This is a genomic window from Sphingopyxis selenitireducens (assembly GCF_051550705.1).
GTDB lineage: Bacteria > Pseudomonadota > Alphaproteobacteria > Sphingomonadales > Sphingomonadaceae > Sphingopyxis.
Genome location: NZ_JBPULG010000003.1, coordinates 137,646 through 152,379, shown reverse-complemented (window position 1 = coordinate 152,379; position 14,734 = coordinate 137,646). Strand labels below are relative to the sequence as shown.

Genomic DNA, 14,734 nt, shown 5'->3' with positions numbered 1-14,734 from the left:
GCATGACCGCACAACAGGAATTTCTTATTCTGAAATATTTTCAATTCCAGATATAGACATGTTGTGCGAAAATTTGTCAACGGCTGCAGCCATACAGCCAATGGGCAGGAGGCTTGCGGAGGCGGCCCGATAGCGACGCCATTTTTCAATAAGGGGCAGGATGGACGAAAACCCGTTGCGTTTGAGCGGTGAAGCGCAACATCGCCCGCATCGGCGAAGGCGCTATTCGCTCTCGACGGGGTGAAGCGCCGATTTCAGATCCGCGTCGGTGGCGGAGCATACCGACAAAATGCGGCACGGTCCGTCGCCGACCGCAACATAACCATGCCCCATCGAAGCATCGAAATAGACCGAATCACCCGTCTTGAGGCGTGACGGTGCGTATATGTCGCTGTGAAACTCACACTCCCCCTCAAGAACCATGACATATTCTTCGCCCGTATGGCGCATCAGGTCACCGAAATCGTCAATCGAGCGCACCTTTACCTCGATAATCATCGGATTCAGGAGTTTGTTGAGCAGGTCCGCCGAAGGATAGGTGTAATTATAGGTCGCGGTCTGGATCGAAGGCCCCTCACCCAAAGGCGTGATGCTGCGCCGTCCGGTGGCGACATGCGCGGCTGCCGGCTGCGATGTGGCAGCCGAAAACAACTGCGTGATATCAATCTCAAGCCCGCGGCTAAGCCGCAGAAGCTTCTCATAGCTGAGGGACATTTTGCCGGTTTCAATCTTTGACAAGGTTGAAACAGGGATCGCCGTCCGCTCACTGACCTCGGCGAGCGTCCAGCCCTTCTCGTTCCGTAGCTCGCGCAGAAATATCCCCGGATTGCTGTCGACGGAGGGCCGTCGATCGCGTCCGGGCGAACTCAACTGACTGGTAGATGACATCTGGGTCCTTTCAATCTTTTTCCCTTTTAGCACATATTTGCTCATTCTTCCTATCTATCAAGCGTGTCAGCATGCGAAATCGCAACAATTGGAAAAGAAAATTACGCGCCAGATGGGAAAAAGGCCTTTTTCGGTCGCGCAAACCCGGCACAGGTCGCCATTTCAAACAGGAACGGCAGTGGTTACCTTGATCGGCTTCAAGGCAAAGTTCGAGTTGATCGCTCCTACGCCGGGCATATGGAGAAGGGTTTTACGCAAGAAGCGTTCATAATCCTCAATGCTGCTCGCCAATACCCGGAGTACATAATCGCTGTCGCCGCTCATCGCGAAACATTCGACGATTTCGGCATGACCACGCACCGCCGCTTCAAAGGCCTCCAGCACCGATTCTTCGTGGTTGCGAATTTTGATATGGGCAAAGACGCTCACCGGATAACCCAGTGCCGCCGCATCGAGAAGGAAGGAGCGCCCAAGAATCAGGCCCGCTTCCTCCATTCGGCGCACCCGGCGCCAGCACGGTGTATGCGACAAACCGACCCGCTCGGCGACATCGACCATCGAAAGCTGCGGCTCGTCCTGCAAGCAGCGCAATATCTTGCGGTCGAATGCGTCAATCTTGAAATCCACTCGCGCACCTTACTCGTTAAACTGTCATTGCATTGCATGAATATGCAATTTCTCGCAATGTGATTACGAAATTTCATCAAATTCGCGCAAACAACGCAATCCCATTTCAGCGCGTTCGCGATAAAAAGCCGCGTGTCCAAATCTCTCAACTCGCGGCGGAACAGCCAGGCCTTGCAGCTCTACATTCCGGAGCCTGCGACGCGTCCTGGCGATACGCCCACCTTCGCCCATCTCGCGCTGGCGGGAGCCGGCGAGGTCGAACGCCCCGATGTGGCGGCCGACGAGGCGGGCATTCGCCACCTCCCCTACACGCTCGTCCGCGTGCTGGACGACGACGGCCAGGCGGTCGGACCGTGGAACCCGCGGCTTGACCCCGCCCTGCTCGTATCAGGCCTGACGGCAATGCTGCGCACGCGCATTTTCGACGACCGGCTGTTTCGGGCCCATCGTCAGGGCAAGACCAGCTTTTACATGAAATGCACCGGCGAGGAGGCGATCGCGGTCGCGCAGAGCATGGCGCTCGCCAGCGAGGATATGTGCTTTCCGACCTATCGCATGCTCGGCTGGCTGATGGCGCGAGATTATCCCCTCGACGCGCTGGTGAACCAGATTTTCTCCAACGCCGCCGATCCATTGGCAGGGCGCCAGTTGCCCATCCTGTATTCGGCCCGCGACTATGGCTTTTATTCGCTGTCGGGCAATCTTGGCAGCCGCTTCGGCCATGCCGTCGGCTGGGCAATGGCGTCGGCCTATCGTGGCGACGAGGGGATCGCGCTCGGCATGGTCGGTGACGGCACGACCGCCGAAGGGGATTTTCACGAAGCGCTGACCTTCGCCGCGGTTTATCGTGCGCCGGTCATCCTGTGCGTGACGAACAACCAGTGGGCGATCTCCAGCTTCACCGGAATCGCGGGCGCCGAAACCGCCACCTTTGCCGCCAAGGCGCTCGCCTATGGGATTCCGGGGCTGCGGGTTGACGGCAATGACTTCCTCGCGGTGTGGGCGGCGACGCAATGGGCGGCCGAACGCGCGCGCGCGAACCTTGGCTCCACCCTCATCGAATTCGTCACCTATCGCGTCGCAGGCCACTCGACCAGCGACGACCCGACGCAATATCGACCCAAGGACGAGGCTGATCACTGGCCGCTCGGCGATCCGGTCGACCGCCTCAAGGCCCATCTCATCGCGATCGGCGCTTGGGACGAGGCGCGGCACGAAGCCCTGACGAAGCAACTCGACGGTGAGGTGAAGGCAGCGGTCAAGGCGGCCGAAGCCGTCGGCACCCTGGGCGCGTCGAAGCCGCCTGTCGGCGAAATGTTCGAATGTGTCTTCAAGGATGCAGACTGGCGTATCGACGAACAACGAGCAGAGCTGGGACTTTAAGACCATGCCATCCATGACGATGATCCAGGCGCTCAATTCGGCGCTGGCAGACAAGCTCGCCGACGACGCCGATATGCTCATTTTCGGCGAAGATGTCGGATATTTCGGCGGTGTTTTCCGCGTCACTGCCGGATTGCAGGAACGCTTCGGCCTGCAACGCTGCTTCGACACGCCGATCGCCGAAAGCGGCATCATCGCGACCGCGATCGGCATGGGCGCCTATGGTCTGCGCCCGGTCCCCGAAATCCAGTTCGCCGACTATATCCTGCCCGCATATGATCAGCTCGTGTCCGAAGCAGCGCGGCTGCGCTATCGTTCGTCGGGCGAATTTACCGCGCCCATCACCGTGCGTTCGCCCTATGGCGGCGGAATTTTCGGCGGTCAGACGCACAGCCAGTCCCCCGAGGCGATCTTCGCCCATATCACCGGGCTCAAGACGGTGATCCCCTCGACGCCCTATGACGCCAAGGGGCTGCTGATCGCAGCGATCGAGGATGATGACCCCGTGATCTTCCTCGAACCCAAGCGGCTCTATAACGGGCCGTTCGATGGGCGCCCCGATCAGCAGGTTCCGGGCTGGCACGGCCATCCCGCCGCCGAAGTGCCCGAAGGGCTCTACCGCGTCCCGCTCGGCAAGGCGGCAACCGTGCGAGAGGGTGAGGCGGCGACCGTGCTTGCCTATGGCACGATGGTCCATGTCGCACTGTCGGCGATCGAGGAATGCGGGATCGACGCCGAACTGATCGACCTGCGCTCGATCGTCCCGCTCGATATCGATGCGATCGTCGCGTCGGTACAAAAGACCGGACGCTGTGTGATTCTGCACGAAGCCTCGCGCTTCGGCGGTTTTGGCGGCGAGCTGTCGGCGCTGGTGCAGGAACGCTGCTTCTATCATCTCGAAGCCCCGATCGAGCGCGTCTGCGGCTGGGACACGCCCTATCCGCATGCGTTCGAATGGGATTATTTTCCGGGCCCCGGGCGGCTCATCAAGGCGCTGCGGCGCGTCACTGGGGAAGCCTGACATGGCCCGCTATTCATTCCGCCTGCCCGACATTGGCGAAGGCATTGCCGAGGCCGAAATCGTCGCCTGGCACGTGAAAATCGGCGAGCGCGTCGAGGAAGACGCGCAGCTTGCCGACATGATGACCGACAAGGCGACCGTCGAAATGGAATCGCCCGTGTCGGGGATCGTCGTCGAGCTGGCAGGCGAGGTCGGCGACCTGATTCCGATCGGCTCGACGCTCGCGGTGATCGAAACCGACGACGATACGGCCGAAGAACTGCCGGCCGCGGAAACTCTCACCGTTGAAGTTCCGGCGCCTGTGCAACTTGCTGCGCAGACGCCCAAGCCGGCGCCGATCTCTCCCCCGGCGCCGGCCTCTGTTTCTGACGTCGAGGTGGCGGTGCCAGCGCCGACGCCCGCGCCGGCGGCGGTCGTAGCCGCCGATCATAGCCGCGCCGTGCTCGCCTCGCCCGCAGTCCGCGCGCGCGCCAGGGATCTCGGCGTCGATCTGGGTCAGGTCCACGCCGAGGGCGACCGCATCCGCCACGCCGATCTCGACGCGTTCCTGCGCTACAGCAGCGGTCAGGGCTATCATGCCCCCGGCGCATCGCGCGCCCGTGCCGACGAGCCGATCAAGGTTATCGGTATGCGCCGCAAGATCGCCGAGAATATGGCGGCGTCGAAACGCGCGATCCCGCACTTCACCTATGTCGACGAAATGGACGTCACCGCGCTCGAAGAGATGCGCGCTGACCTCAATGCGAACCGTGGCGGACGGCCCAAGCTGACGATGCTGCCCTTCCTGATCGTCGCGATCTGCCGCACCATCCCGCAATTCCCGATGATCAATGCGCGCTATGACGACGAAGCCGGTATCGTGACGCGCCATGGCGCAGTGCACCTCGGCATGGCGACGCAGACCGACGCAGGGCTGATGGTGCCGGTGATCCGCGACGCGCAGGATATGAATGTCTGGCAGCTCGCGAGCGAGATCGGTCGCCTCGCGGAAGCCGCGCGCACCGGCAAGGCGAAGGTCGACGAGCTGTCGGGCTCGACGCTGACGATAACCTCGCTCGGCCCGCTCGGCGGGATCGCGACGACGCCAGTGATCAATCGCCCCGAAGTCGCGATCATCGGCCCGAACAAGATCGTCGAACGTCCGGTCTTTGACGGCGACGAGATCCGCCGCGCGAAGCTCATGAACCTGTCGATCAGCTGCGACCACCGCGTCGTCGATGGCTGGGATGCGGCGAGCTATGTGCAGGCGCTCAAGAAGCTGGTCGAAACGCCGGTCCTGCTGTTCGCGGACTGATCATTCCGTCCCCTCGTTCGTCATGCCGCACTTGATCCGAGCTGGCACAGAGGCCGGAGACCGAGTCCAGCATATCTCATTCGCCAGATTTCGGTTTGGCCGTCAGGGGATCAGCACGACCTTGATACACTCGCCGCGCGCCTGAGCCGCTATCGCCGAATTGATCTGATCAAGCGGGAACGTCGTGATGAGCTTGTCGAACGGGAAACGCCCTGCTGCATGATGCGCGATCAGTTCAGGGATGAAACTCTGCGGATCGCTGTCGCCTTCGATTATCCCGATGATGCGATGCCCGGGCGTCATTAGCGCCGCGATATTCACACTGATCGCGGCACCGGCCTTGGACGGTACCCCGACAAGGCCGATCGCACCATGACTTCCCAGCGCGGCGAGACCCGCCTCGATCACGGGAACGACACCACTGGTATCGAAGGCAAAGTCGAGCCCAGCCGGAACAATAGCACGCAGGGCTTCCGTCAGGTTTCCAGCCTCGGCTGGATCGATAACATGCGTTGCCCCGAAATCGCTCGCGATCGCGCGCCGGGCGGCGATCGGCTCGACAAGGATGATCGTGTCGCAACCTTGGATCACCGCCCCCATCACCGCGGCAAGCCCCACCGGCCCACCACCAAAAATCGCAATGCTCGACCCGGAAGGGCAAGCGAGTGAGCGCATGACGCCACCCGCGCCGGTCTGGAACCCGCAGCCCAGTGGCCCGAGCAATTCGAGCGCGACCTTCGAGGTGTCGACCTTCACGACATTGCGCGCACGCGTGACGGTGAGCGCGGAGAAAGAGGATTGACCGAAGAAATGAGAGGTCAGGCGCGCGCCGTCCTTCGCATAGGCGGTCGATCCATCCTCAAGCCGCATCCCGGCATAGTTTAGCGGCACGAAACTCTGGCAATAGCTCGGCAGATGCTCGGCGCAGCGCGGACAAGCCCCGCAGCTTGAGAAACCGATGACGACCTCATCGCCTACGGTAAGGCCTTCGACCTCTTCGCCCACCGCCTCGATCACCCCGGCCCCCTCATGACCAAGCACACCGGGAAGCGCGAAAGGGGCCAGCTGGTCGCGAAAGATCAGGTCGGTGTGACACAGGCCGACGCCCGCAATACGCACACGCACCTCATCTGCGCGCGGCGCCTCGATCGCGATCGTCTCGATCGTGAAATCGCCGCCCGGCTGATGCGCCACGGCCGCCTGTGCCTCTGTCATCCCTGTCTCCTCAATCGAGCCGTCGCATTTCCTGCTGACGATAGCTGCTTGGCGCCATGCCGAACCAGGCGCGAAAGGCGCGGCTGAAATGGCTTTGGCTGGTAAAACCCGTGGCCTCCGACAGAGCCGCGAGGCTGAGATCGGTCTGGACCAGCATCTGCTGCGCGCGATCGAGCCGCGCCTTCATTACATATTGGTGCGGCGAAATGCCCGTCGCCTTTTTAAACAAGCGGCAAAAATGCGGCGGCGTGACACCCGCCGCCGCCGCCATCGCTTCCAGGCTATGCTCGTCCGCCGGATCGGCGAGGATCGCGTTCATGATCTTGTGGAGACGGTAAGCCGAAAAATCGGACACCGGAATTTCGGCCGGGTTGCCGTGCGCGGGTGGGCCCGACAGGATGTGCGCTTTTAACGCCCCCACCATCGCCGCAACATAGGCGGTTCGTTCTTCGGCCTGCGGCGCATAAAGTTCAGCGAGGATCTGGCGCGTCAGCGCGACCCCCAGCGGGTCAGCAAAAGCGAACCGCAGCTTGTTGAACTGGTCGGCATAGGGCTGCCCGGCAAGCACATCCGACGACATCGACAAGGTCACGACGTCCAGCTCGCCATCGACGAGCCAGCCGGTCGGCATCCCTGCCGGAACGATCGTCGCACATCCGGGGATAGAGCTTGTTTCGGTCCAGCCGTCACGGTCCCAGGTTTTGACCTGCGGCTTACCCGCGACATGGACGGTGAAGATAGGCTGCGGCAGCGCAGGCAGCGTATAGCTGCCCACGAACTGGCGCCAGCGGCACAGCGACCAGCCATCGCCGATCGACCCCATCTCGACGTCGGGCGCGCGTCCCAGCACATCGCAGATGATGTCCTTGTTCTGCCAATCGCTGCCCTGTGCTGTCGTCACGCCACCAGCCTGACCTTGAGCCGTTTAAAGCCGTTGATGAAGTTGGAACGCACCCGGTCCGGCACGCCCGCTACTTCGAAGCGACGAACATGCCGCGCCATACGCGCAAAGGCCAGCCGCAATTGCATTTCGGCCAGTCGCGATCCCACACAGACATGTGTGCCCGCGCCGAACGCAAGGTGCTGGCGGATCGGGCGCGCCACGTCGAAACGGTCGGGATCGGTGAATACGGCTTCGTCACGATTGCCGCTGGGGTAAAAGACAACGACCTTGTCGCCCTTGCGGATCACCTGCCCGCCCAGTTCGGTATCGCGCGTCGCGGTGCGGCGCATGTGAATCACCGGACTGGCAAAACGAACCATTTCCTTGACCGCATTCGGCAACAGGCCGGGGTCGGCGCGGATCGCATCCCACTGGTCGGGATTGTTCGCGAAAGCGATGATACTGTGATTGATCGAATTGCGCGTCGTCTCATTCCCTCCGACAAGCGCGAGGATCAGGTTGCCCACGAAATCCCCGAGCGGCACCGGAACGCCGTGGATTTCCGTATTGGCGAGCAGCGAAGCGATATCGGGTCCGGGATGGGCGCGGCGTTCGTCGAACAGCGCCGCCGAAAATCCCATGAACTCGCCGAGAATTTCCGCCATGGCTTCCGGCGACTGGCGGAATTCGGGATCGTCCTCACCGACAAAGGCATCGGTCCAGCGATGGAGGTCGTGCCACGTCTCGGCAGGCAGGCCGAGCAGTTCGGCAAGCGTGAGCAAAGGCAGCGGAACGGTAAACAGCGGCAGGATATCGATCGCCTCGTTCAATGGTACATCGGCAAACAGCCGGTCGACCCGCTCGGCGATGCGCGCCTCGATCCCTTCAAGCCGTCCGGGGGACAGCGCGGGCATTACGAATTTGCGATATTGGGTGTGCGTCGGCGGGTCGCGCGAGATGAAGGGGATGCCGATCGCCGACTCCCCCGCTCCCGTCAGCCCAACCTCATTTTCGTTGAAAATGCGGTGCCCGCCATTTTCATAGGCCGACGAGAAGAGATCCGCCTGCCGCGACACGGCAATGATGTCGTCGAACCCCAACACCGCCCAGAATCCCGTGCCATCCTCTTCGGGATTCCAGTGAACCGACCCCTTGGCGCGCAAATCCGCCAGTTCGGCATAGGGCATGCCACCGACATAAAGATCGGGGTTCTTGAGGTCGACGGCCGCCATTGTCAGAAGCCGTAACGCAGGCTGACGCCATAGGTGCGCGGCGCGCTAGGCACGAGGAAGTTGTACGGAAAGCCCGCACCGCGCAGATCGAGGCCATAGCCATAGGTTTTGCGCTCGAAGATATTGTTCGCAAACGCCCGGACCGTCAGATTGTCGTTGCCCCAGCTCAGCGACGCATTGACCTTCGCATTGGCGCCCTGTTGCAGTTCGGCATTGACCTGCGGCGTCCCCGGGGCGTCCTTCTCGTTGAAGGGCGAGAAATATTGGCGGCTCGAATAAGCGATATTGGGGGCGAAGGTCAGAGTCCCGCCGCCCATCTCGACCACATCCCATTCGAAACCCAGCTGCGCGGTGAGCTTGGGCGCAAAGGGTAGAGAATTGCCCGAAAGATCGGCGCCCTGCAGCGTCAGCTCCTTATATTTCGAGTGCAACCAGCCAAGCGACGCATCGATGCGAAAGCCATCGGCCGGGCGCATCGTGGTTTCGATTTCGAAACCATAAACCTCCGACGCAGGGGCGTTGACGAGGAAGGATACCGGGCCGGCGCGCGTGTCCTGCAACTGCTGGTTGGAATAGTCGTAATAGAAAGCGGAGGCGGCATATGTCAGCAAACGCCCGCCCGCACGCCCCTTGATCCCGACCTCATAGGCGTTGACCCGTTCAGGCTCGATATAGCCGATCCCGCTCGACGAGGTGTAGCCGCCGCCATTAACCGCGCCGGCACGATAGCCCCGATTATAGCTCGCATAGACGAGCGGGCCGTCTTCGAAGCTATAGCTCAAGGCGACCCGGCCGGTCAGCGCGTTGTTGGTGTCGGCGAGCGCGAAACGCGCCGCGGGATCATAGGCGCAGGTGCCCGCAACTCCGGGGCAAGGCACCGTGGTAGCAAGCGGCGTCGGCACATCGTCGATCCCACCCACGAACAGATAGGCGAAGGCATCGTCATAGCGCGACTTATCCTTGGTGTAGCGCGCGCCGATCGTCAGCACGAGCCGGTCGGCAAGATCGATGTCGGCCTGCCCGAACACTGCGTAGCTTTTCCGCACCTGCCGGTAATGCTGAAAAAAGCCGCCCGCCGGGGGCAGCGGCAGGTTGAAGCGATTGTCGGTGACGTTGCGATCCCAGCCATAGAAGAGCCCACCGACAAAGGTCAGACCATCGCCCTCGTAATTGGCGCGCAATTCCTGGCTGAACTGGCGATAGCGCGATCGCCAGTTGATATCGAGCAGGTCGAGGGGCGAGCCATCGGCCGCCTGCTGCAAATCCTGCTTGCCGCCGTCATAGCTGGTGATCGAGGTCAGGCTGATCGTGTCGGTCAGTTCCAGCGCGATATTGGCGGAAAAGCCCCATGCTTCGGTGTTGTTGTCGCCGATCCGATTCTCGTTGGTCTCGAAAAAGCCCAGCCCGGTGCGAAAGGGTTCGAGCCCATGCACCGCCGCCTGCGTCCCGCGATCGCGGCCGGCATAAGCGCGCAGCACGACGTCGAGGCTCTCGGTCGGCTTGATGCGCAGCGACGCACGGCCCTGCAATGTGTCGACCGACGCCGCGTCGCGGCCGCCCGGAAAGACATTTTTGATCTGCCCGTCGCCCTTGGCATAATTGACCGCGAGGCGCAGTCCCGCGACATCCTCCGCCAACGTCGCCTCGACCGCGCCCTGCGCGGTAATCGTGTCGAAATTGCCATAACCCAGCTGAACATAGCCGTTCGTGCCGGAAAGGCCCGGTTTCTTGGTGATGAAGTTGATAGCCCCGCCGGTGGTGTTGCGTCCGAACAGCGTTCCCTGCGGCCCGCGCAGGACTTCAATCCGGTCGAGGTCGAACAACCCCATGCCGTGACTGGTGCGCGGCGCGAGATAGACGTCGTCGAGATAGACGCCGACAGGCGAGGCCTGGTTGCTGTTATATTCGTTCGCGACCCCGATTCCGCGCAGTGAGAAATTCGGCTGCGTGTTGCCATAGGGGCTGTTGATCTGAAGATTGGGAACCGCCTCGCCAAGCTGCGCGGAATTGACAATCCCGCGTTCCGCCAGCGTATCGCCGCCGAGCGCAGTCACAGCAAGCGGCACGTCGAGCAGCGATTGCTCCCGGCGCTGTGCGGTGACGACGATGTCGCCGTCGCTGGCGCTATCGGCGGCCGGGATGTCCGCAGGCGGCGCATCCTGCGCGATTGCCATTGTCGATGTCGAAACCGCCAGCATCGCAAGCGATGCGCGTATAAATGACAAAGCTGCCATAGTCCTTCTCCCTCAAAATCGGGGCTTCTGCGAGCCCGGTTGAGAGAAAATCTAAGGCATCGGGCGTCATCTGGCTTTAGCGCAGCTTGCAACGAGTTTTCACATTTCTTGCGTTCTGCCGCGCGCGATCTTCTTCCATCAGGCGGACCTCACGCTTGTCAAAGGCCTGGCGCCCCACTATCCGTCGCCTTTGTAGCTCCGGGCGTCTTGGCCAGCGGCGCCGCCACCAAAGATTGCTTCCGCTGACCCCTGTTCCAGCCACCCCCTACGTCGAACAGCTCAACATCGGGCTTGGGCGCCGCACGCTTGCGATCAGCCTGGCCGTTCTGATCCCGGCACTCCTGCTGCTCCTTCTGCTTTTCTTTGGTTCAGAGGAACAGCCCGATCATCGCGAGCTGCGCGTCAGCGTGGTGAGTCTTGAGGCCACCGAGCTTTCTGAGGAAGCGCCCGAACCAAGCAGTGCGAAGCGCGAGCGGACCGAGGATCGGCCCGTCCCGCCACAACCGGAAACCAGCGAACCGTTACCGCCGCAACCGGCCGCGCCCTTGCCTCCGCAACCTGCGCCGCCGCCGGCCCCACCGACGATACCGTCGCCTGCGATTCCTCAAAGCACGGCTCGCCCATCGGGCGGACAGGTTTACGGGCCACCCGACAAGGGACGCTCCTCCTCCTCCCGCGATACGGAGCGGGTGGGGACGGCTCCCAACGGTGAACCACTTTATGCGGCCGCCTGGTATCGCGAGCCAAGAGATGACGAACTGCGCGGCTATTTGTCGACTGCCAGCGGGCCCGGCTGGGGACTCATCGCTTGCCGCACGGCGCCGGACTATCGTGTCGAGGATTGCGTCGGGCTCGACGAATATCCGAATGGATCGCAGATCAACCGCGCTGTGCTCGCCGCAGCCTGGGCGTTCCAGGTACGGCCTCCGCGGCTTGGCGGACGCCCCATGGTGGGCAGTTGGGTTCGGATCAGGATCGATTACGGCGCCGGAAAGCGTTAGTTTCAACTCACGCCATCGGTTGCGCCACCCGCTACTTCGTCGATCCGCAGCAGTTGCTTGCCCTGATTGGAGCCGTCGAACAGGCGCAGGAATGTTTGCGGGATGGCGTCGAAGCCATGCTGGACGTCGGTGCGATAGCGGATCTGACCGCTGCTCGCCCATTGCCTGAGTTCGGCCATTGCCGCGGGCACCCGGTCAAGATGGTCAAGCAGGATGAAGCCGCGCATCTCGGCGCGCTGCGGAATCAGTCGCGTCAGATTGCGCGGTCCCGGAGCGTCCTGCATGTCGTTATAGCCCGAAATGGCGCCGCACAGCACAATCCGCCCGAAGCGCGCAATATGTGCGATCCCGGCCTCCAGCGTCGCACCGCCCACATTGTCGAAGAACAGGTCGATCCCATCGGGTGCGAGCAGCTTGAGCCGCGCCCGGACATCCTCATTGCGATAATCTATCGCAGCGTCGGCGCCATAATCCTCGACCAGCCAGCGGCATTTTTCGGGGCCCCCGGCGATCCCGATCACGCGCGCGCCGGCGAGCCGTGCGATCTGGATGGCGACCGATCCGACTGCCCCCGCCGCGCCAGAGACGAGCACGACGTCCCCCGCGCGAAGCCGGCCGACATCATTTATGCCAACATAGGCAGTGAGGCTTGCCGCACCGAATATTCCCAACGCCTCTTCGGGCGCCGTCCCTTCCGCTATGGACACCGGGTCGGCATCGCCAGCGCGGGCCGCAACGGCATAATCCTGCCATCCGAACAAACCACGCACCATCGAACCTTCCGGATAGGCCGGGTTGGCCGACGCGATCACACGTGCCGCCGCGCTGCCGCGCACAGGCTCGCCAATTGCGATGGGGGGCAGATAGCTCGGGGCATCGTCCATCCATCCGCGCTGCGCAGGATCGAAGCCGAACATGAGGTTGCGAACGAGGATTTCGCCGGCAGCCAGATTGGCCTGCGGCACAGATGCATCGTGCCGCAAAAAATCGTCCACCCTGACCAGCCCTCTCGGGCGCCGCGCGAGCAGCCATTGGCGATTGACGGTCTCTGCAGGCATGGCGGGACTCCGGTACAAAAGTGGACGGTGGCCCACTATCGCAACGGTCCGGCACCTTCGCTAGGTCGCGATTGTCCTGCGCCAAGCACAATATGTTTTCGAGATCAGTCCGTCTGGGCAAGGCCCAGAAAGATCGGACGCTCGCCGCCGCCGTGCGCGGCAATCCTTGCGCCGCTGACATAGGCCGCGTCTGGCGACGCAAGAAAGCTCACGACACCTGCGATATCTGGCCCCCGCGCCATGCGGCCGAGCGGCAGCATCGCGTCGATACGCTTCATCCCCGCCTCGCCGCCATAATGATCGGCCGCCGCGTCGGTGGCGACCAGACCCACGATGATCGCGTTTACGCGCACTTTCGGCCCCCATTCCATCGCGAGCGATTCGGTGAGGCTGAGCAGCCCAGCCTTGGCTGCACCATAGACCGCCGTTCCCGGTGACGGTCGCGCGCCCGAGACGCTGGCGATATTGACAATGTTTCCGCCATCCTCCTGCGCCTGCATGATGCGATTGGCGGCCTGCGCGACATGCAGCGGCGCGAGCAGATTGAGCGCGAGAACGCGCTCCGAAAAGCGCGGCGAAGCGGACGCCGCATCAGCTTCGGGCGAGCCGCCGGCATTGTTCACGACCAAATCGAGTCGACCGTGGCGTTGGAAAATCCGGTCGACCATCGACTGAACCTCGTCCGCCGAACGCACGTCGCACGCCTCGAACTCCGCTGTCGCATCATGGCGGCGCGGCAGCTCATCCGGAGCATTGCGACCACAGATCACAACGCGCATCCCGTCTTCCAGCAGTCGCTCCGCAATTGCGCGGCCGATACCGCGGCTTCCCCCGGTCACGAGCGCCACGCGCTGTTTGTCGTCCGCCATAACCATCTCCATTTCCCGTCTGGCTCTCTCGTGCCGGGCGGCGTGAAAGTCTCTCTCCATATGGTGGTATCGGGCGAACGACCAGCGCGCCTATCCATCCAGCGACATCGCGGGTGCCCTTGTGCCCGGCGCCTGTGGCTGGAGAGTGGATTGAACAAGCAACTGACCGTCGAGCAGTTCGTCGCCTCGCTGAAGAGCGGGATGACGATCGGGATTGGGGGATGGGGCCCGCGTCGCAAGCCGATGGCGCTGGTCCGCGCGATCCTGCGTTCGGATCTCAAGGACCTGACGATCGTCGCCTATGGCGGCCCCGAGGTCGGCATGCTGTGCGCCGCTGGCAAGGTGAAGAAGCTGATCTTCGGCTTTGTCTCGATGGACGCGATCCCGCTCGAACCCTATTTCCGAAAGGCGCGTGAGGCCGGGACGCTCGACATTCTCGAACTCGACGAAGGCATGCTGCAATGGGGGCTCAAGGCCGCGGCGTTCCGCCTGCCCTTCCTGCCGACGCATGTCGGGCTCGGCACCGACGTGATGAAGCACGGCGGTTTCAAGACCGTCCAGTCGCCGTATGACGACGGCGAAGTGCTGCTCGCGATGCCCGCGCTCAAGCTCGACGCCGCGCTCCTCCACGTCCATCGCGCCGACAAGCTCGGTAATATCCAGGCGCTCGGCCCCGACACCTATTATGACGAATGGTTCGCGCGCGCGGCCGACAAGACATTTGTCTCGGCCGAAGAAATCGTAGACCGGATGGACCATAGCTATCCCGAAGACGCCCGTGCGAGCATCGTCGAACGTTGCTTCGTCCACGCCGTCATCGACGCGCCGCTAGGCGCGCATCCGACCTCGATGCCGCCCACCTATGGCTGGGACATGAAGCACCTTAAAACCTATGCCGCGAGCGCGCGCGAAGACGGCGGCTGGAGCGCTTATGTCGCCGACATGATCGGCGCGGACGAGGCGGACTATCTCGATCGTGTTGGCGGCAAGGATGCCGTCGTCGCCCTCCCCCTTCCCATTTTCTGAGGC

At 62.6% G+C, this 14,734-nt stretch carries 13 protein-coding genes; 5 read left to right on the top strand and 8 right to left on the bottom strand.

Annotated elements, in window-relative coordinates; all coding sequences use genetic code 11:
* Window positions 1-222 precede the first annotated feature (222 nt).
* Window positions 223-933, bottom strand: a complete 711-nt coding sequence (locus ACSYDV_RS10810) for a helix-turn-helix domain-containing protein (protein ID WP_438323818.1) — start codon at window positions 931-933, stop codon at window positions 223-225.
* 117 nt (window positions 934-1,050) lie between these two features.
* The gene (locus tag ACSYDV_RS10805) at window positions 1,051-1,515 is read right to left on the bottom strand and encodes an Lrp/AsnC family transcriptional regulator (protein ID WP_438323817.1); all 465 of its coding nucleotides are present in this window, start codon (window positions 1,513-1,515) and stop codon (window positions 1,051-1,053) included.
* A 132-nt stretch (window positions 1,516-1,647) separates the two neighbouring features.
* Between ACSYDV_RS10805 and ACSYDV_RS10800 the strand changes: the two genes are divergently transcribed.
* Genes ACSYDV_RS10800 through ACSYDV_RS10790 form a run of 3 tightly spaced genes read left to right on the top strand, consistent with a single transcriptional unit; the run spans window position 1,648 to window position 5,213 of the window.
* Window positions 1,648-2,898, top strand: a complete 1,251-nt coding sequence (locus tag ACSYDV_RS10800; RefSeq protein ID WP_438323816.1) for a thiamine pyrophosphate-dependent enzyme — start codon at window positions 1,648-1,650, stop codon at window positions 2,896-2,898.
* A 13-nt stretch (window positions 2,899-2,911) separates the two neighbouring features.
* Entirely contained in the window at window positions 2,912-3,919 is a 1,008-nt protein-coding gene (locus ACSYDV_RS10795) for an alpha-ketoacid dehydrogenase subunit beta (RefSeq protein ID WP_438323815.1), read from the top strand.
* A gap of 1 nt (window position 3,920) precedes the next feature.
* A complete protein-coding gene (locus tag ACSYDV_RS10790) occupies window positions 3,921-5,213 on the top strand; it encodes a dihydrolipoamide acetyltransferase family protein (RefSeq protein ID WP_438323814.1) in 1,293 nt (430 codons plus the stop codon).
* 102 nt (window positions 5,214-5,315) lie between these two features.
* On the opposite strand, the gene ACSYDV_RS10785 is transcribed toward ACSYDV_RS10790, so the two are convergent.
* From ACSYDV_RS10785 to ACSYDV_RS10770, 4 genes are read right to left on the bottom strand one after another with little or no spacing between them, the layout of a single operon-like run.
* On the bottom strand, window positions 5,316-6,428 hold the full coding sequence (locus ACSYDV_RS10785; protein WP_438323813.1) for an NAD(P)-dependent alcohol dehydrogenase: 1,113 nt from the start codon (window positions 6,426-6,428) through the stop codon (window positions 5,316-5,318).
* Window positions 6,429-6,438: 10 nt separating this feature from the next.
* A complete protein-coding gene (locus ACSYDV_RS10780; RefSeq protein ID WP_438323812.1) occupies window positions 6,439-7,329 on the bottom strand; it encodes a helix-turn-helix domain-containing protein in 891 nt (296 codons plus the stop codon).
* Window positions 7,326-8,543: a cytochrome P450 gene (locus ACSYDV_RS10775; RefSeq protein WP_438323811.1), complete on the bottom strand. Its 1,218-nt coding sequence runs from the start codon at window positions 8,541-8,543 to the stop codon at window positions 7,326-7,328. The genes ACSYDV_RS10780 and ACSYDV_RS10775 overlap by 4 nt, the downstream gene beginning before the upstream one ends.
* Before the next feature lie 2 nt (window positions 8,544-8,545).
* On the bottom strand, window positions 8,546-10,777 hold the full coding sequence (locus ACSYDV_RS10770) for a TonB-dependent receptor (protein WP_438323810.1): 2,232 nt from the start codon (window positions 10,775-10,777) through the stop codon (window positions 8,546-8,548).
* A 233-nt stretch (window positions 10,778-11,010) separates the two neighbouring features.
* On the opposite strand from ACSYDV_RS10770, the gene ACSYDV_RS10765 reads away from it, so the two are divergent.
* Window positions 11,011-11,778, top strand: coding sequence for a hypothetical protein (locus ACSYDV_RS10765; RefSeq protein ID WP_438323809.1), 768 nt, complete (start codon window positions 11,011-11,013; stop codon window positions 11,776-11,778).
* 2 nt (window positions 11,779-11,780) lie between these two features.
* Here the strand turns inward: ACSYDV_RS10765 and ACSYDV_RS10760 are convergent, their stop codons facing one another.
* Together ACSYDV_RS10760 and ACSYDV_RS10755 are read right to left on the bottom strand one after the other, a co-directional pair.
* The gene (locus ACSYDV_RS10760) at window positions 11,781-12,836 is read right to left on the bottom strand and encodes an NADP-dependent oxidoreductase (RefSeq protein ID WP_438323808.1); all 1,056 of its coding nucleotides are present in this window, start codon (window positions 12,834-12,836) and stop codon (window positions 11,781-11,783) included.
* A gap of 104 nt (window positions 12,837-12,940) precedes the next feature.
* On the bottom strand, window positions 12,941-13,705 hold the full coding sequence (locus tag ACSYDV_RS10755) for an SDR family oxidoreductase (RefSeq protein WP_438323807.1): 765 nt from the start codon (window positions 13,703-13,705) through the stop codon (window positions 12,941-12,943).
* 150 nt (window positions 13,706-13,855) lie between these two features.
* Here ACSYDV_RS10755 and ACSYDV_RS10750 point away from each other — a divergent pair, with 150 nt between their 5' ends.
* Window positions 13,856-14,731 (top strand): CoA transferase subunit A, encoded by an 876-nt coding sequence (locus ACSYDV_RS10750; protein WP_438323806.1) that lies wholly within the window; start codon window positions 13,856-13,858, stop codon window positions 14,729-14,731.
* Window positions 14,732-14,734: the final 3 nt, after the last annotated feature.